This window comes from Bacillus sp. FSL K6-0268 (genome assembly GCF_038005425.1).
In the GTDB taxonomy this organism is placed as follows: Bacteria; Bacillota; Bacilli; order Bacillales; family Bacillaceae_G; genus Bacillus_A; species Bacillus_A thuringiensis_S.
The window spans coordinates 45,388-62,908 of the sequence record NZ_JBBOTF010000003.1 but is presented as its reverse complement, the minus strand read 5'-3'; the positions used below and the strand labels follow the sequence as shown (position 1 = coordinate 62,908).

Genomic DNA, 17,521 nt, shown 5'->3' with positions numbered 1-17,521 from the left:
TTTGTAATTTTCTGATAATTTACAGGTGTTTTCATGTTTTTTTGGCTTAAAATTTAAGTTTCTGAGTTCTATGTCATTTTTTTAAGCTGTTAATCCATTAAATTAGAATCATTTCTTTATGATTTAAGTTAGAAAGTGACACAGAATAACTCTTCTGTGACGAAAATATATAAGGCGACTTAATAAAATATTCAGAAAATTACAAAATTCCCGATTTACTCGAAGATGCTGGTTCTAGGCCATGCCCATCAACTTAAGCATTTTTACTACCCCCAAATACAAAAAAACGTTATTCTTTCTTAATAGACTATAAGGAAGGGTGACGTTTTTTTATGAATCGCTCGATTCAAGAGGAGTTACAGCCATTTGCAGAAGAATTACAGCGCTATATCACACCTGATTTTTTGGAAAAACTCGCAAGAGAGATGAAATTTGTAAAGAGAAAACGCAAATTTTCAGGATCAGATTTAGCTACTATTTGTGTTTGGATTAGCCAAAGAGTGGCCAGTGATCCTTTAGTCCGATTATGTAGTAGGCTTCACGCAGTTACAGGTACTGTACTTAGCCCCGAGGGCTTAAATAAACGCTTTAATGAAAAATCAGTGTTATTTTTAAAGCATATTTTCTCTTTGTTGTTACAACAAAAAATCTGTGAGCAAACTCATATTTCTAATCATCTTTATAATTATTTTAAACGTATTCGTATCATGGATGCCACCATGTTTCAAGTGCCTAATACTTTAGAACATATCTATCCTGGTTCAGGTGGTTGTGCGCAAACAGCTGGGATTAAAATTCAATTAGAATATGATTTACATAGTGGACAATTTCTGAATTTCCAAGTGGGGCCTGGAAAAAATAATGATAAAACATTCGGAACGGAATGTTTAGATACGTTACGACCAGGAGATTTATGTATTCGTGATTTAGGGTATTTTTCATTAGAGGACTTAGATCAAATGGATCAACGTGGGACCTATTATATTTCTCGATTAAAGTTAAATACGAATGTATATGTAAAAAATCCAAACCCAGAATACTTTAAAAATGGGGACATCAAAAAACAAACAGAATATATGAAAGTCAATTTAGAAATGATGGTGGGACGCTTGTTACCTGGTGAAACTTATGAAGTAGGTAATGTTTATGTTGGAGATCAAAAAGTTTTGTTTGCCCGATTGGTCCTGTATCGTCTAACAGAACAGCAATTACGAGAACGACAGAAAAAACAAATAGAAAGTGAAAAGAAAAAAGGAAAACCGTATTCACAAAAAAGCAAAATATTATCTGGGCTAAATGTATATGTAACCAACACTCCGTGGGAGTGGGTTTCGATGAAGCAAGTCCATGAACTCTACTCCTTACGTTGGCAGATTGAAATTGTTTTTAAAACGTGGAAATCATTATTTGATATTGATCATTGTCGCACTGTCAAACGAGAACGAATAGAGTGCCATTTATATGGGAAACTGATTGCTATTTTCTTATGTTCTTCTACGATGTTTAAAATGCGTCAACTGTTGTTACAGAAGAAGCAAAAGGAATTAAGTGAATATAAAGCGATTGGAATGATTCAAGATCATCTATTTCTTCTCTATCAAGCTATACAGAAAGACACCCAAGAGATAACAAAGCTTTTAATCCGCCTGTTCCACCTTCTAGAGAAAAACGGGCGGAAATCTCATCGATACGAGAAGAAAACCGTCTTTGATATCATGGGTGTTATCTATGAGTATAGTGGATGTTGCAAGCAAAAGAAAGTTGCATAAGAAAAAAATGAAACCCGTTAGGGGTTATTTGGCGTGCTGAAATTTAATAACTGGCTCCCTTGTGGGGAAAGTTTAAGTTCAAATGAACAAAAGTTAATATTGTGTCTATCCTTAAGTTGATGGGCATGTGGTTCTAGGCCTAGAAGACACGAAATATGCATGTGTGACAGAAGATACATCGATTGTGACAGATTCATTTGTGGAGATATTGATGGTATATTTTCAAGGTTCCTCTGTATTTCTTAAGTGGGAGAAGATGGGTTTTGAAATGGGCCGTATCTCGTGTAAGCAGGTATTACAAAAAATTGAACATGCCATGCGCCAAAGAAGTTCTACGTTAAAACATAGAAATCATTTTTATCGGTTACTACGAGAGGTAGGCCTGCAAGAAGATATACCACAAGATTTTTTATGTATGAAGAAAAGAATATTAGAATTGGAAATGCTAAAACAACAGCGGGAGACAAAGAAAAAGGGCCGTCTTGTTTCGGGGAGACAAATCAAATCGTTACAAGTTTTGTGGAAGAAAACATTCCATCGAACTTTAGAGGTCTCAAAGGACATGACACAAGGAGAAGTAGATGAATTATTTCGTCGTATACATAAAAAACGGTGCAAGTTAGCTCGGATGTCGGAAGAAAATAATTCTGGTGACATATCAAAGATCTTCTGATATGCGAAATTGCATATTTTGTTCTCTCCCTACTCATGTATAATGAGATGAATACAGAAGGTAAGGTTTTTAATAAGGGGAGGAATAGGGTATGTCAATTGCAATCGCAGTCTTAACATTTATTGGGGGAGTTGCTCCATTAGTGACACAATTGTTAAAAGCATTTATGTAGTATATCGTTTCTAACATGTTGAAAAAGAGGTAAATACCCACGGCGTTAGTTATGGGCATCTACCTCTTTTCGTATTGAGAAAGTTACCTTTTAAATTCGGGACAACAAACAATATAAGTAATTCCCGTCCCAATCCTAAGGTAATACGCTGCAATAGGAAATAAACCCCTATTGCAAATCAAGGTCAAATACGAGAAAAAATAAAAAAAGATTGAGTGAGTTCACTCAATCTTAAGAAGGAGACAAATGACAGATTATCACAAAGCTTATTAAATAGTATAACTCATATTGTCAGAAAATTAAATTCATTCTTTGTATATCAAATGCCGTTTCTGTTGCAAAGTTTTACACTACCCTAAAAATATAGAATTGAAATACAAATAGGAAGAATAAATCGTATGAAATATACAAGATGAGGTATAGGGTATTCATAATTTTTGATCGTTTTTAAACTTTGCAACAGAACCCTCATCTAAATGCCAAACAGGGTGTGTCGCTTTGTTTTTCTTTTTCCAGATTTGATAAATCAAATTGCCATATTCATGAACTCAACGCATGATGGTCGTAGGATGAACGGATATGCCACGTTCTTTCAAGATTTCAGAAACATCACGATAGCTTAAAGAAAAACGACAATAATAGCCGACGGCTACCAAGATAATGTTTCTCTCGAATTGTTTTCCTTTAAAATATCCCATATGGTATGCTCCTCATCTCATTTTTTCTACAGTCTAGCTCAGCTCCAAAAACTTTGCAACAGAATCGTTCTAGGTCTTATATTCTAACTCCGACTCCTCTTGGAGATGTTTCTACAGGTATAGTCATTAATACAGAATTTGTATTTCCGTTTATTACTGATACATTATTTGAACCAAGATTTACAACATAAAGTAAATTTGTTAACAAATTTACTCCCACTCCTTGTGGAGTTGTTCCTACAGGTATAGTTGCTACTACAGAATTTGTATTTCCGTTTATTACTGATACGTCATTTGAGTTAAAATTTGTTACATAAATTAAATTTGTTAATGAATTTACTCCACCTTCTCGTGGAGATGATCCTACAGGTATAGTTGCTACTACAGAATTTGTATTTCCATCTATCACTGATACATTATCTGAAATGACATTTACAACATAAATTAGATTTGTTGATAAATTTACTCCCACTCCTTGTGGAGATGATCCTACAGGTATAGTTGCTACTACAGAATTTGTATTTCCGTCTATCACTGATACATTATCTGAAATAGAATTTGCAATATAGATTAAATTTGTTGATGAATTTACTCCGACTTCTTGTGGGAATGATCCTACAGGTATAGTCATTAATACAGAATTTGTATTTCCATCTATCATTGATACATTTGCTAAACTAGAATTTGTTACATACATCAAATTTGTTGATAAATTTACTCCCGCTCCTATCGGGGATGATCCTACAGGTATAGTTGCTACTACAGTGTTTGTGCTCCCGTTTATCACCGATACATTATTTGAACCGACATTTGTTACATAAATCAAATTTGTTAATGAATTTATTCCTACTTCTACTGGCGATGTTCCTACAGATATAGTTGCTACTACAGTGTTTGTGCTCCCATTTATTACCGATACATTATTTGAACCGACATTTGTTACATAAATTGTACCGATATTCAGACTTACTGGTGGACCAGTCGGTCCAGTATCTCCAGTAGACCCAGTAACTCCAGTCGGTCCAGTATCTCCAGTAGGCCCAGTAGACCCAGTAACTCCAGTAGACCCAGTAACTCCAATAGACCCAGTAACTCCAGTAGACCCAGTAACTCCAGTCGGTCCAGTATCTCCAGTAGGCCCAGTAGACCCAGTAACTCCAGTAGACCCAGTAACTCCAATAGACCCAGTAACTCCAGTAGACCCAGTAACTCCAGTCGGTCCAGTATCTCCAGTAGGCCCAGTAGACCCAGTAACTCCAGTAGACCCAGTAACTCCAATAGACCCAGTAACTCCAGTCGGTCCAGTATCTCCAGTAGACCCAGTAACTCCAGTAGACCCAGTAACTCCAGTCGGTCCAGTAGGCCCCGCACCGCCGCCAACATTATCAGCAGTTGTCAGAACGAGAGCAGATAAAATATTTAAAATTTGATTTCGTACGACATTTGTCATGATAAATTCAGATATCGTAATAGATAAAGTTGTATACAAAGATTGCAGCATAACGGCTACTTCAGAAGATTGTGAAGGAGTCGCCGAAACTAAGCGGTTGTTAACTGAAAGGAGAAGAAACATACTATACCGTGTAGCATCTCGTCCTTGCTGTGTAGGGAATTGATTCAGTAAAAAATTATATAAATTTAGCAGAACCGTGCGCAAAGCAGCATTATTTGCTGGAGTAGGGTTGTTCAGATATGTGTTCACTGCGACTTGCATTTGTTCGATCAAAGCAAGCAGTTGTGCTTCTTGTTCCGGTGTAATAGGAATAGTAGATACCATCTCCGGCGAAATTGGAAGGTTATCAAATATATTGTTTTCGTTATTCATGAAAATTTCCTCCTTTTGTAAAATGAAATACACTACTTTTTCATTACGTATGCTTGGTTCGGCAAAAGCGTCGGATTCGCAAAATAGTTGATGATGACGGCCGTTTGTAAATTTTGAAACAGTGTAAGCAACTCTGCCTCTTGCGCCGGTGTAATGGGTATGGTTAGTACGAGCATGGGTGAAACGTAATGTTCATTGGTCATAAGGTCATACCTCCTGTATATTAATATTTAAGCCCTATAAATAAAAATACTTGGACGTCTCAAGATATTTCTAGATAATAATTTTAGGATCATTTGGGACAATTCTTTTACCTCCTGTGGATTTACCACATTTGAGGAGTGTTTCTCAGTAAACGTGCGGGCCTCCCTACTCGCAGGCTGAGCAGCCTGACCCTCGAACCTAGATGATAGTAGCTCTAGGGCGTCTTTCGATTCAGGACTAGCTCTCATACACGAGGTTATTGAGCGGCGTACACACTAGAGGATATCTCGAGACGTCCAAGAAATGATTCTAATATAGAAGGGAGGTCTCTTACATGAGATTATTTGTTGGTTTAGATGTAAGTTCGTTTGATATGAAAGCTTGCTTTTTAAATGGTGACGGAGAAAAACTGGATTCTTTTTCGGTCAGTAATGACCTACCAGGAGCTACTATACTCAAAGAAAAATTATTACAGTGTGTTGCAGGTAAAGAGGTCGACATCCTTAAGATTGGTTTAGAATCCACCTCTGTTTACAGCTTTCATCCTTCTATGTTTCTTCACCATGATATAGATTTACAGCGTTTTGGAGCAAAAGTATTTCTCCTAAACCCAAAGCAAATCGCAAATTTTAAGAAAAGCTATTCTGACATGAATAAAACCGATGAGATTGATGCCTTTGTCATTGCTGATTACTTACGATTTGACCGTAATCAAATGTCTATCGTAAAAGAAAGCCAGTACGTGGCACTGCAGCAATTAACAAAATCACGCTACCAACTCGTCAAAATGTTAGCGAAAGAAAAACAACACTTTCTTCAACACCTAAGTGTTAAATATAATACATTTTCACAAGAAGTGGATTCTTCTGTATTTGGTACCGCTATGATGGAACTCTTCCTTGAAAAATTTAGTTTAGAGGATCTTGCCAATGTGTCTTTGGAAGAACTCGCTGAGTTCCTACAGGAAAAAAGCAGAAACTTATTAGCAGGTGTAGCGATTTTATTAAAAAGATTATAGACAACTTCTAAGGCACGCTTACGACGTTCTGCGTTCTTCACGCCACCGTATACGAGCAGAAGCTCAACATTTTCCACCGCAGAGAGACGCGGCAGTCAATTAAAATACTGGCTTTGACTCGTCTGCTATTAAGATATTCCCATCATTCAGCATATATTCGCCTTCTGTTGGACGATCTAAATAACCAATAATATTCATGGTTCTGGTGCAAAAAAATTAGGTTAATTGCAAGTAATCTCTAAACCTTGGACATACTGATAGTATTACTCTATAAAAGGTGTGTGATCAGTATGAAAAAGGACAATTTGTTTAAATGGAAGCATTATCAACCGGATATCATTGTATTAACTGTACGTTGGTACCTACGGTACAATCTAAGTTTTCGAGATTTGGTGGAAATGATGGAAGAAAGAGGATTATCTTTAGCTCATACAACGATTATGCGCTGGGTCCATCAATACGGACCGGAACGGGATCAACGGATCCGACGTCATCTGAAACAAACAAATGATTCATGGCGAGTGGATGAAACGTATATAAAAGTAAAAGGGCAATGGATGTATTTATACCGTGCGGTTGATTCTGAAGGAAATACGATTGACTTCTATCTCAGTAAAACTAGAAATCATAAGGCTGCAAAGCGATTCTTTAAAAAGGCTTTGCAGTCTTTTCATATCTCAAAACCTCGTACAATCACAATTGATAAAAATCCTGCTTATCCAGTTGCCATCACTAAATTAAAGAGCGAGAAAAAAGTGCCGTTAGGCACTCAAATTCGGCAGATAAAATATCTAAATAACGTAGTGGAGCAAGACCATCGATGGTTCTGGTGCAAAAAGATGATAAATAAAAAAGAATCAAGGATTCCTAACGGAATTACCTGCTAAGCAGTTAATCCAAACAGCTGGTTGATAAAAATATTCTGATTTCGGACAGACTGGTCCTGTAAATCAATTTGTTCTTTTTTGACCATATGCATGGCTTCAACACCACTCAATATAGAGGCGGATGTTTTGTATGATTTAAATCCCAACATAGAGCGTATACGTTTTTTAATGAAACGATGGTCTTGTTCTACTATGTTATTTAAATATTTTATCCTTCGGATTTTAGTGCCTATTGGAATCCTTTTTTCTTTCTTCAACTGTTCGATAGCAATTGGATAAGCAGGGTTCTTATCAACCGTGATGATACGAGGTTTTGAGACATGAAAAGACCACAAAGCTTTCTTGAAGAATTGTTTTGCAGCCTTATGATTTCTCGATTTACTTAGATAAAAGTCAATTGTGTTCCCCTCAGAATCAACAGCACGATATAAGTACATCCACTGTCCTTTTACTTTTATATACGTTTCATCTACTCTCCAGGAGTCATTCGTTTGTTTGAGGTAACGTCGAATTCGCTTATCTAACTCCGGTCCATATTGATGTACCCATCGCATAATAGTTGTATGAGCCAGGAATAACCCTCGTTCCTCCATCATTTCCACTAAATCACGAAAGCTGAGGTTGTACCGTAGGTACCAACGTACAGTTAATAAAATGATGTCTGGTTGATAATGTTTCCACTTAAATAAATTCTCCTTTTCCATACTGATCACACACCTTTTATAGAGTAATACTATCAGTATTTCCAAGTTTGATAGACCATTTTCATCTACTTCAAAGTTTTTGCACCAGAACCGATGTTTGTTTACAGGAAAAAGAAAGATTCAAAGGGAGTTGAAACGAAACTTTTCCATTTTTATCCGTTCGTTTCTTTGCATACTCTGTATTGTCCTTTTTATTATAGATTGTAAATTCTACATCTGCTAAGTTGTTTCCAGGATAATACTTAAATCCCCCAGGCTCACTATGATCATATTTCCATTCCATAGCTGTCAATGTAATTTCTAATGTTCCCACTTCATTTTTTTGTATTTGTAATGATGGTTCACTAGCTGCTTTTACATTTTGCATTGCCGCTGTACTAAACAGAACTGCACCTGTTACAAAAGGTACAGCTAGAAATCGAATTGCATATTTTACGGTTTGGTTCATTCTATTTCCTCCTTAATATATGAAATGGATTGTTCCTAACAAACATCCATTGTTCTCACTTTGTCTCCCTCGTAACAATTCAAAGTTTTATGTAAAACATATATCATTATGATAGATTCACCTTTCATTCTTTTCTGTTTCACCATGAATCGACCATATGTAGGTATTACATTCTTAGGTAAATGCAACTTAAATACTTTATTGACGGTTATTTAGTTACACAATAAATGAATTTTATATGACATACAAGGTGCTATCTATATTTCTCAACTTATGCATATTACGGATCAGAAAAAAATGTCTCCCTGTGTAGAACAGCTAAAAATCGAAATAACGTAGATGAATGGTGATTTTATGATACTTATTTTACCTAAGGAGCTGTTTGTTATTTTTCCTGTTTATGTCTTTAACATGACATGCAGATAAGAATCAGAAAAAAGAATTTTAGATTTTGTATGAAACATACAGAATGTAAGAATATATTTCTCATGTTTTAGGTTGTTGACACCCAATTTTATCCTCTCTAGACTAAACATAAGATCACGTTCGAATTCGTATCAAAAGCTTACCAATCTAGAAAATTGGCAAGCTTTTTTTATTTCAGCCTATTCATGTGATCGTACCTAATAAGGGAGGCGTTACCAAGTGACATTACTAGAAAATATATTGACGCATAATGAAACATTTGTACAAAAACAAGAATATGAACCTTTTTCTACGACCAAATTTCCAAATAAAAAATTATTGATTGTAACGTGTATGGACACCAGATTGTTAACATTATTACCACAGGCATTGGGCTTACAAAATGGGGATGCCAAAGTCATAAAGAACGCAGGCGCTGTGATTTCCCATCCTTTTGGTAGTATGATGCGGAGTATCATACTGGGTATTTATGAATTACAAGTGGAGGAAATTTGTGTGATTGGTCATGAAGATTGTGGCATGGCGGGTTTGCAAGCTGAGCCGCTATTAGAAAAGGTAAAACAGCAAGGCATTGATTCCACCTGCATTCGTACACTACAACATGCAGGCATTGATTTATCTACATGGTTAACCGGTTTCCGAAACGTACAGGAAAGTGTCCAACATAGTGTAGAAATGATACGCCAACATCCGTTATTGCCACCTTCTGTACCTGTGCATGGACTTGTCATTCATCCCAAAACAGGAAATTTAGAAGTCGTTGTAGAGGGATATTCCTACGCACATACAACAAGTCCTTAAATACATGCAGGAAGAGGAGGAAAAACGATGAGATTTTCAGGCAGATATGAAGGATATAGCCTTGCGAACTTACAAAAAGATATGCTGGCAGGATTGGTTGTAGGGATTGTAGCGATTCCGCTTGCAATGGCATTTGCCATTGCTTGCGGTGTACGACCTGAATATGGTATTTATACGACGATTATCGCAGGGATTCTCGTATCCATATTTGGTGGATCAAAATATCAGATTGCAGGACCAACAGGCGCATTTGTACCCATCTTACTTGGTATTGTGATGCAATATGGCTATGAAAACTTATTAATTGCTGGTTTTATGGCAGGAATTTTACTTATTATCATGGGCGTATGCAAACTAGGAAGGTTTATCACCTTTATTCCGCGACCTGTCATGATTGGTTTTACGACTGGTATTGCGGTCATCATCTTCTCCGGACAAATTGCAAATTTTTTAGGGCTTCATCACCTGGAAAAGCAAGAAACCTTTTTTTATAATATGAAAGAAATTGGGACAAATATCGCCGAATTGAATCCGTACAGTATTCTTACCGCTTTTCTTTGCTTAGGAATTGTGATTGCAGCTACAAAATGGTTACCTCGCATTCCAGGCGCATTATTGGGTTTGGTCATTTCAAGTTTAATCGCAACCCTGTTATTTCCGAATCAAATTGAAACGATTGGGACTACATACGGCGATATCCCGCATCAACTACCGGACTTCCAAATGCCTGAATTTACATGGGATACTGTCCTTATGTTACTTCCAGCAGCCTGTATTATTGCGGCATTAGGTGGGATTGAATCATTGTTGTCTGCCATGGTGGCAGATAACATGGCAAACAGCAAACATAATAGTAATAAAGAACTGGTGGGACAAGGAATTGCAAATATGGTGACACCGTTATTTGGCGGTATTCCTGCGACGGGTGCCATCGCTAGAACCGCAACGAATATTAAAAATGGGGCGACTTCCCCCGTATCAGGTATGATACACGGAATAGTTGTATTACTAGTATTATTATTCCTGTCTCCGCTTGCTTTTCATATTCCACTAGCTAGTATGGCACCTATTTTAATGGTCGTTGCTTGGAATATGAGTGAGAAGCATGAGTTTATTCATATTCTGAAAACAAGAACAGGAGACACCCTGGTACTTGTTTTGACGTTTCTCTTAACCATTTTCACAGATCTTACAACTGGAGTAAGCGTGGGGTTACTCCTTGCATTTCTTTTGTTTATTGGAAAAATGAGCAAATCTTTACATGTTCGAAAAGTATTGCCAGATCCAGTAGATTCCTATGTCAAGTCAGACATCGTCACAAATGGGAAAAATTGTCCACAAATCAGTATCTTCACCGTAGAGGGCCCTTTATTCTTCGGCACTATAAAAGAATTCGAAACATCTATAGAAGCAGCCCTACAGTCTAACGCTCACATTCTTCTCCTACGTATGGGGGATGTTTCTTTTATGGATACTTCCGCAGAGTCTGCAGTAGAACACATTCGAAAAAAGATGCTAGAAAAACAAGGAACCCTTTTAATTTCCGGTATCCAGCACCAACCGAAAGACATATTCCATCAAACAGGGTTATACGAAAGAATTGGCGAATCACACTTTTTCACACGTACAGGATTAGCATTGCATTTTGCACTACAAGAATTAGAGACATCCAAATGTAAGGGCTGTAAACAATTTGCCTTTCAAGAATGCACGACACTTTCTGAACAATCTACAAAAACAGACTTAGACAGGAAACGTTCTTCCGTGGAAATTAACCTGTAAATCATAAAGTAACATTAGGAGGATAGATTGCTATATCCTAGCTATTCGTTTGTTTATAAAAGACATACATTTTTAGGTTCTGGTGCAAAAAGATGATAAATAAAAAAGAATCAAGGATTCCTAACGGAATTACCTGCTAAGCAGTTAATCCAAACAGCTGGTTGATAAAAATATTCTGATTTTGGACAGACTGGTCCTGTAAATCAATTTGTTCTTTTTTGACCATATGCATGGCTTCAACACCACTCAATATAGAGGCTGATGTTTTGTATGATTTAAATCCCAACATAGAGCGTATACGTTTTTTAATAAAACGATGGTCTTGTTCTACTATGTTATTTAAATATTTTATCCTTCGGATTTTAGTGCCTATTGGAATCCTTTTTTCTTTCTTCAACTGTTCGATAGCAATTGGATAAGCAGGGTTCTTATCAACCGTGATGATACGAGGTTTTGAGACATGAAAAGACCGCAAGGCTTTCTTGAAGAATCGCTTTGCAGCCTTATGATTTCTCGATTTACTTAGATAAAAGTCAATTGTGTTCCCCTCAGAATCAACAGCACGATATAAGTACATCCACTGTCCTTTTACTTTTATATACGTTTCATCTACTCTCCAGGAGTCATTCGTTTGTTTGAGGTAACGTCGAATTCGCTTATCTAACTCCGGTCCATATTGATGTACCCATCGCATAATAGTTGTATGAGCCAGGAATAACCCTCGTTCCTCCATCATTTCCACTAAATCACGAAAGCTGAGGTTGTACCGTAGGTACCAACGTACAGTTAATAAAATGAGGTGGTACAGTAAAACTGGAACACAGTATAGAGATAAATTATTCTATATGAAGAGGTGTTTCAGATGAAAAAACAGTATGATGAAATGTTTAAAAGACAATGTGTTGAATTGGTGATCAAAGAAGGTCGTTCTATTTCAAGTATCCAAAGAGAATTTGACTTGGGTAACGGAACTCTAAATGTATGGATTAAAAAATATTCTACACAGATTTCCTCCTATGAAAGCAATGAACTGGAAGAACTACGTTCTTTACGAAGAGAAATCCAGGCGTTAAAAAAGGAAAATGAATTTCTAAAAAAGGCGGCAACCTTCTTTGCGAGCAACCAAAACTAACACGCTTTCGGTTTATAAGACAATATAATCAAATATTTGGAGTGCGCTGGCTTTGCCATCGATTACAAGTGTCTGTCAGTGGTTTTTACGACTATATTCATCGTAAACCCACTGAAAATCAGAAAAAACGTAAAAAGACAGCGGCTTATATTGTCATGCAATTTAAATGCTTAAAAGGAAGAATGGGGTATCGAAAGTTGTACAGTTATCTTATAAACAAGGGAGTCAAGGTTACGTTGTCACAAGTAAGACAAGCGTTATGCAAAGCCGGCTTGCAGTCAAAAGTTGTCACTTATTATAAGAAACGAAAACAAGAACACCGTACATTTCCCAATGTATTAAAGCGATCCTTTAAACCTGGTAAGAAAGACATACCAACTGTAGTATGTGATATTACGGAATTCCATTTAATGAATGGGATGAAAGTATATTTTTGTGCGGCATTAGATATTAGCACCCGACGGGTGCTTGGTTATTCGTTAGATACTTGTCAAGATGCTCAATTAGTAAAAGACACAATTCAACAAGTAAAAAACACATATGGGAAACGAGAAAACATATTATTTCATAGCGATCAAGGATCACAATTTAGCAGTTACCAAGTGACTGATTTTTGTAAACAGCAAAAAATTCAACAAAGTATGTCCCGAAAAGGAAACTGTTGGGATAATGCAGTAATAGAATCTTTCTTTAGTATCTTTAAGCGAGAATGCTTACATGGAGAAAAGCTCATTTCCCTGTCCCAAGTGAATCAGCTAGTAGCTGAATTTATTTATATGTACTATCATTCTGTTCGTCCTCATTCAACATTAAACGGAATGACTCCTTATCAATATTCAAAATCAATTGCGTAATCTAATTTGTGTTCCAGTTTTTCTTGACCAGGTCAAAATGATGTCTGGTTGATAATGTTTCCACTTAAATAAATTCTCCTTTTCCATACTGATCACACACCTTTTATAGAGTAATACTATCAGTATTTCCAAGTTTGATAGACCATTTTCATCTACTTCAAAGTTTTTGCACCAGAACCCAAATTTACTTCCTTCCATACATACTAGCATGTATCTCAATAAGAACTGGCAGATGAGCAAAAATAGTGCATACTAACATTCCAACTGTCGTATGCACTTTTAAATACTATCCATATTGGGGTATGGCAACCAAAAGCGAAATATGGGGCCATATGCAAATATATTCCAATTCAAAAAGGGTATGTGAAGAAGTTTTTATTCGCCACATACCCTTTTTGTTAATTGGCTACTTGGTAAATTGGCATATCGAACTGTAAATCCGGTGGCTGTCTATTTGGATCAATTCCATATTTGCCAAATCGATTCACATGAGCTGTGATATATGGACTCAACTCACTTAGTACTTCTTCGTCCAATTTATTTCCATCTTGCCGATAATCATGTAACACTTGTGTTAATGCAAATACATTGTAAAAAATTAAACAATTCGCTACTAAGTGATTAAACTTAATCACTTTTCTTTGGTTTTCTCTATTATTTTCAGTAATGATTCCCTCTCCACCAAAAAATAGCCATTTGGTAAACCCATTAAATGATTCACTCTTATTTGTAGCTGTTTGAATGGTACGTCTCAATTGTTCATCAGCTATGTACTTTAATAAAAACATAGTACGAATTACACGTCCTAATTCACGAAACGCTTGATATAATTTATTTTTCTTACTATAGGTTCCTAGCTTATTCAAAATAGTGGAAGGAGTAATTTTTCCTACTTCAATTGACATGGCTACTCGTAGCATATCTTTATAATGGATTTTAATTAAATCCCAATCAATTTCATCGGTAAAAATATCGTCAATATGCTTAAATCGACTTTCTTTATCTGGACGGAGCATTTTTAAATCTTTCCAATTTCGAATTCGTGGCATTAACTCGATTCCCATTAAGGTAGATAATCCAAAAATGGTAGCACTTTGTCCTTGTGTATCAGAATGAATGACTTCTGGTTGAATCTCAGAATTGTTATTCATTAAGACATCTAGTATATAAAGTCCTTCCCATACACCACACGGTATAAAATGACTAAATAATGCAATGTAATTATCAGAAACATGATAATAGCCAATTCCCCCATATCCTCCATAACGGATATGCCTCTCAGATAACAAGTTTTGTTCATATAAGGCCCATATTGTTCCATCAGCAGATGCGCTTTTCCCGTCTCCCCAATACTTAGGTAGGCCGAATTTGTTATAGGAATTAATAATGAATTGGATTGCTTGATCTAGATTTTCTGTCGTAATGTGTCTTTGATTTACCCATGAAATTTGCCTTCGGTCCATATTTCCTAATGATCTTGCAGTTTGAACAGGCCCTAGATTACAACCATAGCAAAACACAGTAGTTAAATAACGTTCAATCGGATCTTCTAATCGAGCCTCATGTTTTGAAATGGGTTTAAAAAATCGAGTCCAGTTTAACCAATGTTCTGTATCACCTAGCATATCTAAAACATTGATGGGAACTAGATTTTGAGCAATATATTTTTCTAAACTTTTTAATTTAGGAGAAGGTTTTCTTTTCTTTGACTTACCCATGACAATTTCACCATTCTCAATACGCACTTGTTTATTGTATGGAAAAGAAGTATCTGTTTTCTTTGCTATTTTCATAAACCTTTTCCGTAATTGTTTTACATATTCTTTACCTGTAGAGGGGAGATTGCTTTTATGACAAAAATCCAATAATTTTTGTTCATATTCATTCCAAGAGATAAGTTGTTGTCGATAATCAGCGTATTTTTCACTTCCCTCAATGTAAAGATCTCCAGATTTTAAACCCCACATAATTTGGGTAAATACACAAGCTTCAAAGTGACGGCGATTAATTTCTTCTGGATAACACCCAGATTTTCGATTTGGAGCTATCCATCTCCACCATGCATCAGGAATCCACGATAAATCGAGTAGAGGTTTTATTTCCTTTTTCCAGTATCCCTTTTTTTCAATACTTACGATAGAAAGAGACTCTTTTCGGGAATTTTGATGAGTTTTTAAAAACGCAATCGCATCTTCTAATCCTTGATCTTGGTTTGTAGAGCGTAGGGAAACCGTGTTTAAAATTTTAAACAACGTAGAACGACTACTTTTATAATAATCCCAGACAAAGACAAAGTAGTTATCACCACTATAAGCAAGATGTGATTCGCAATCATGTAATATCTCCTCATGTCGGTTTCCTACTACCTGTTCAATCGCTTCCATTTTATCTTGAGATTCATTTCCTGAACGATAAGCAAGAATGACATCATGAAGAGTTGTAATTAACAAATCGGTCCGTTTTTGGTTCTTCATTTGATAATGTTGTAACTGATCACGACTTTTATTACGGGCGGACATCATTCTCTTAACCATCATTTCTCCAATATTATCTAAAACATGAGCGAGTTGAGATTGGATAAAAGAGAGAGCAAGTGCATATCGTTTTTTAGGTTCCATTTTTTTCATTCGTGCTGCATCGAGCGTTTTGGCTTCCGAGGTCATTTGTCGTACTTTAACAGAAGGAATACTCTTCAGTATAGTAGTATTTACTTTTTGATCCATTAACCATTCCATTTGTGCTACTAATTCCCTGAAATGCTTTATAGTAGGACTTTTGGCATCTTGCTTGAGATGATGCCAGGGAGTATACACCGTACCATCATTCGTTTGAAAGAGAGAATCAATCTTATTTTTATCGTTTTCATGTATCGATTGATATATTTGTTCATACACCACATGGTACGATTGAGATCGCAACCTCTTAGCTGTCTCATTTAAAGTAGAAAAAGTAGGTAATTCAAAACGCTGACGAATTAATTCATCTATTGCAGCATTAATGAAATCGGCTGAGTCGTCTTTTGTTGATGATACTTGATTCATTGTATCAGTCATAATTTTTCTAGCTTGGTCATTGAAGAAATGAATGTTTTTATAGTCTCTAATCAAGGCATGGTGACGTTTTTGAGTACCTGAGTTATGATATTTCTGTAAATCATTTCGTGATACAAGAGTAAGATTCATTTTTTGAGCAATATGTATGACAATGTCTTCAGGTATTTCTGTTACAGGAAGAAAATATCCTAATCGTTGAAATGTTTTTAGTAAAACGAATAATCCTAATTTAGCTACATCTCCTTTTACATGTGGCTTCATCCAATGAATTTCTTCAATTGTAGGAGAATATAGCTCTTGTAATTCTTTTTGGGATGGATTACTTTTCAGTCGAGGATAAGCTGTATCTTCAATACTAGGCATAAAAAACTCCTTATATGAATTTAACTACTAATACAATCTTTTATTAGTCCATGTTTCGATAAAGGGTCATTCTAGATACACCGGCTTTTTCGGCAGCCTCTGTGATACTTGTTCCTTGTTCTATTAAATAAAATGCATAACTTAATTTTTCTTTGTCTACAGATGGTCTACCAGGATATTTGCCTCTTTTTTTTGCTGCCAGAATCCCTTCTTTTGTTCGCTCTGAAGTTAAATCTCGTTCAAATTGAGCAATACCAGCAAAAACAGTAAACAGCATTTTTCCATGTGCAGTTGTTGTATCAAGCCAGGACTCTTTTAAGCTTTTTAAATTCGCTCCTTTTCGAGAAATGAGCTCGGCAATCTCAATTAAATCCTTTGTAGAACGTGAAAGTCGAGTCAGGTCTGTTACTACTACTGTATCTCCATTACGCAGAAACTCTAACATTCTATTTAGCTCCAGACGATCTCGTTTGGTTCCTGTTACTTTTTCAAAAAACATACGCTCGCACCCAGCGTCTATTAGTTGCTGTTCCTGGCGGTCTAAATTTTGATCAATGGTAGATACCCGCATATATCCAAACTTCATATAATTCCTCCTTTTCTGTTATATTGTATCAAAAACAATATGAAATAGGTATTGTTACAAAAAGATTTTGTTACATATTTTTGTGACAGCGAGATTGCTAGTTCACTTGACTTCAGTTCTTGATCC

At 36.1% G+C, this 17,521-nt stretch carries 13 protein-coding genes and 4 pseudogenes; 8 read left to right on the top strand and 9 right to left on the bottom strand.

The features are described from left to right. Positions 1-332 precede the first annotated feature (332 nt). Positions 333-1,769: an IS4 family transposase gene (locus MHI28_RS33635; protein ID WP_340828013.1), complete on the top strand. Its 1,437-nt coding sequence runs from the start codon at positions 333-335 to the stop codon at positions 1,767-1,769. Between the two features lie 256 nt (positions 1,770-2,025). Beyond that, positions 2,026-2,442 (top strand): hypothetical protein, encoded by a 417-nt coding sequence (locus MHI28_RS33630; protein ID WP_340828856.1) that lies wholly within the window; start codon positions 2,026-2,028, stop codon positions 2,440-2,442. A 639-nt stretch (positions 2,443-3,081) separates the two neighbouring features. Here MHI28_RS33630 and MHI28_RS33625 read toward each other — a convergent pair. From MHI28_RS33625 to MHI28_RS33605, 3 genes and pseudogenes are all read right to left on the bottom strand, one after another. Then, positions 3,082-3,312: pseudogene (locus tag MHI28_RS33625) on the bottom strand (IS6 family transposase); the annotation flags it as partial. A 76-nt stretch (positions 3,313-3,388) separates the two neighbouring features. Next, the gene (locus MHI28_RS36375; RefSeq protein ID WP_445661814.1) at positions 3,389-5,137 is read right to left on the bottom strand and encodes a collagen-like repeat preface domain-containing protein; all 1,749 of its coding nucleotides are present in this window, start codon (positions 5,135-5,137) and stop codon (positions 3,389-3,391) included. A gap of 32 nt (positions 5,138-5,169) precedes the next feature. Continuing rightward, entirely contained in the window at positions 5,170-5,340 is a 171-nt protein-coding gene (locus tag MHI28_RS33605) for a hypothetical protein (RefSeq protein ID WP_176116729.1), read from the bottom strand. Positions 5,341-5,675: 335 nt separating this feature from the next. Here MHI28_RS33605 and MHI28_RS33600 point away from each other — a divergent pair. Beyond that, positions 5,676-6,320: pseudogene (locus MHI28_RS33600) on the top strand (IS110 family transposase); the annotation flags it as partial. 38 nt (positions 6,321-6,358) lie between these two features. Here MHI28_RS33600 and MHI28_RS33595 read toward each other — a convergent pair. Continuing rightward, positions 6,359-6,557: pseudogene (locus MHI28_RS33595) on the bottom strand (macrolide ABC transporter ATP-binding protein); the annotation flags it as partial. A gap of 92 nt (positions 6,558-6,649) precedes the next feature. Between MHI28_RS33595 and MHI28_RS33590 the strand changes: the two are divergent. Continuing rightward, positions 6,650-7,183: pseudogene (locus MHI28_RS33590) on the top strand (IS6 family transposase); the annotation flags it as partial. A 59-nt stretch (positions 7,184-7,242) separates the two neighbouring features. Here MHI28_RS33590 and MHI28_RS33585 read toward each other — a convergent pair. Both MHI28_RS33585 and MHI28_RS33580 read right to left on the bottom strand, forming a co-directional pair. Beyond that, positions 7,243-7,950 (bottom strand): IS6 family transposase, encoded by a 708-nt coding sequence (locus MHI28_RS33585; RefSeq protein WP_326274466.1) that lies wholly within the window; start codon positions 7,948-7,950, stop codon positions 7,243-7,245. Between the two features lie 70 nt (positions 7,951-8,020). After that, entirely contained in the window at positions 8,021-8,398 is a 378-nt protein-coding gene (locus MHI28_RS33580; protein ID WP_340828855.1) for a SpaA isopeptide-forming pilin-related protein, read from the bottom strand. A gap of 645 nt (positions 8,399-9,043) precedes the next feature. On the opposite strand from MHI28_RS33580, the gene MHI28_RS33575 reads away from it, so the two are divergent. Both MHI28_RS33575 and MHI28_RS33570 read left to right on the top strand, forming a co-directional pair. Further along, a complete protein-coding gene (locus tag MHI28_RS33575; RefSeq protein ID WP_208743126.1) occupies positions 9,044-9,625 on the top strand; it encodes a beta-class carbonic anhydrase in 582 nt (193 codons plus the stop codon). A gap of 27 nt (positions 9,626-9,652) precedes the next feature. Next, positions 9,653-11,407: a SulP family inorganic anion transporter gene (locus MHI28_RS33570; RefSeq protein WP_340828852.1), complete on the top strand. Its 1,755-nt coding sequence runs from the start codon at positions 9,653-9,655 to the stop codon at positions 11,405-11,407. Positions 11,408-11,543: 136 nt separating this feature from the next. Here MHI28_RS33570 and MHI28_RS33565 read toward each other — a convergent pair whose 3' ends face one another. Then, positions 11,544-12,215, bottom strand: a complete 672-nt coding sequence (locus tag MHI28_RS33565; RefSeq protein ID WP_340828951.1) for an IS6 family transposase — start codon at positions 12,213-12,215, stop codon at positions 11,544-11,546. Between the two features lie 54 nt (positions 12,216-12,269). On the opposite strand from MHI28_RS33565, the gene MHI28_RS33560 reads away from it, so the two are divergent. Together MHI28_RS33560 and MHI28_RS33555 are read left to right on the top strand one after the other, a co-directional pair. Then, positions 12,270-12,539: a transposase gene (locus MHI28_RS33560; RefSeq protein ID WP_069354784.1), complete on the top strand. Its 270-nt coding sequence runs from the start codon at positions 12,270-12,272 to the stop codon at positions 12,537-12,539. Continuing rightward, positions 12,494-13,393, top strand: coding sequence for an IS3 family transposase (locus MHI28_RS33555; protein WP_340828443.1), 900 nt, complete (start codon positions 12,494-12,496; stop codon positions 13,391-13,393). Before MHI28_RS33560 ends, MHI28_RS33555 begins: the two co-directional genes overlap by 46 nt. 398 nt (positions 13,394-13,791) lie before the next feature. On the opposite strand, the gene MHI28_RS33550 is transcribed toward MHI28_RS33555, so the two are convergent. After that, positions 13,792-16,809 (bottom strand): Tn3 family transposase, encoded by a 3,018-nt coding sequence (locus tag MHI28_RS33550; RefSeq protein WP_100910650.1) that lies wholly within the window; start codon positions 16,807-16,809, stop codon positions 13,792-13,794. Between the two features lie 43 nt (positions 16,810-16,852). Next, the gene (locus MHI28_RS33545; protein ID WP_098584175.1) at positions 16,853-17,395 is read right to left on the bottom strand and encodes a recombinase family protein; all 543 of its coding nucleotides are present in this window, start codon (positions 17,393-17,395) and stop codon (positions 16,853-16,855) included. Between the last annotated feature and the right edge of the window lie 126 nt (positions 17,396-17,521).

Coding starts and splice junctions, on each gene's coding strand:
- MHI28_RS33635 (WP_340828013.1), top strand. CDS start 333: ATGAATCGCTCGATTCAAGAGGAGTTACAGCCATTTGCAGAAGAATTA.
- MHI28_RS33630 (WP_340828856.1), top strand. CDS start 2,026: ATGGGTTTTGAAATGGGCCGTATCTCGTGTAAGCAGGTATTACAAAAA.
- MHI28_RS36375 (WP_445661814.1), bottom strand. CDS start 5,137: ATGAATAACGAAAACAATATATTTGATAACCTTCCAATTTCGCCGGAG.
- MHI28_RS33605 (WP_176116729.1), bottom strand. CDS start 5,340: ATGACCAATGAACATTACGTTTCACCCATGCTCGTACTAACCATACCC.
- MHI28_RS33585 (WP_326274466.1), bottom strand. CDS start 7,950: ATGGAAAAGGAGAATTTATTTAAGTGGAAACATTATCAACCAGACATC.
- MHI28_RS33580 (WP_340828855.1), bottom strand. CDS start 8,398: ATGAACCAAACCGTAAAATATGCAATTCGATTTCTAGCTGTACCTTTT.
- MHI28_RS33570 (WP_340828852.1), top strand. CDS start 9,653: ATGAGATTTTCAGGCAGATATGAAGGATATAGCCTTGCGAACTTACAA.
- MHI28_RS33560 (WP_069354784.1), top strand. CDS start 12,270: ATGAAAAAACAGTATGATGAAATGTTTAAAAGACAATGTGTTGAATTG.
- MHI28_RS33550 (WP_100910650.1), bottom strand. CDS start 16,809: ATGCCTAGTATTGAAGATACAGCTTATCCTCGACTGAAAAGTAATCCA.
- MHI28_RS33545 (WP_098584175.1), bottom strand. CDS start 17,395: ATGAAGTTTGGATATATGCGGGTATCTACCATTGATCAAAATTTAGAC.